General features: G+C 63.4%; 2 protein-coding genes. Both read right to left on the bottom strand.

Features of this window, described 5'->3' with window-relative positions:
- Nucleotides 1-266 (bottom strand): DUF6950 family protein (locus HAQ05_RS27850; RefSeq protein WP_190427603.1); only part of this gene is annotated, 266 nt, incomplete at its 3' end.
- A 4-nt stretch (nt 267-270) separates the two neighbouring features.
- A complete protein-coding gene (locus HAQ05_RS28905; protein ID WP_190427605.1) occupies nt 271-864 on the bottom strand; it encodes a hypothetical protein in 594 nt (197 codons plus the stop codon).
- Nucleotides 865-872: the final 8 nt, after the last annotated feature.

Genomic DNA, 872 nt, shown 5'->3' with positions numbered 1-872 from the left:
CCGCGCTGTATGTACGCCGGCGATACCCGGCTGAAGCACGCATCCCAAGCGGCCTCGAGGCTGCCGTGGTTTTGCTTGAGCAGGCGCTTGGCGCCCGCCTCAGTCGTGTACTTGCCGCGGTAGACGGCGGCCGGGTCGGTGCCGCAGACCGCCAGCGCGCAATCGGCGGCGAACAGGCAGCAGTCAAATTCACCCCATGAAAAAGGCCGCTCGATGGCGGCCTTGATCACTTCGTTCAGACGTGTGGTCCAGTCTCTATTTCGCATAGGGTCATTTGTCGTAGGTGAAGGACGGTGCGTCTTTCTTGGCGCCCCAGTAGATGGGCCATTCGGCCATCTGGGCGACGGCGTAGAAGAAGCGATCACCATCATGGCGCGCGCGGTGGTTCTCATCGGTCCAACGCTCGGTACCGGTGCGCTGCCACTCGGCCATGCGGTCGATGATCGGCACGGTGATCTTGTTGCCGTCGGTGCCGTTGCCGGCGTAGGAGAATTGCGCGGCATCCATCCGGCCAGAGAACAGAATGTCGACGGCGTAGTTACCCTCGGCGTCGAACACCACGAACATCAGCTTCCCGGGCCGGCCGCGGCAGCCGCGGATATTGGTTTCCTGGAGGATGTAGGCGTCCAGGCCGTTGAGCGTCAGGTCGATGGACATGGGCGAGCCTGAACTGTCGCTTTCCTGGGCCTGGCCAACCTCGCCCAGGCTGCCCACACCCTGGTAGGTGACGCCATCGATCACCAGGTCGCCGGTGCCGGTGTGCGCCAGCACCATGCCGTCCGCAAAGTCGAGCTGGCAGGCGTAGACGATCATGAACTTGCCCTGGCTGAGGATATCCACCACCGCCTGGCTGAAAGGAAACACGGTCGCCA

It is taken from the genome of Pseudomonas typographi (genome assembly GCF_014694385.1).
GTDB lineage: Bacteria > Pseudomonadota > Gammaproteobacteria > Pseudomonadales > Pseudomonadaceae > Aquipseudomonas > Aquipseudomonas typographi.
This window is presented reverse-complemented; position numbering and strand designations above follow the sequence as displayed.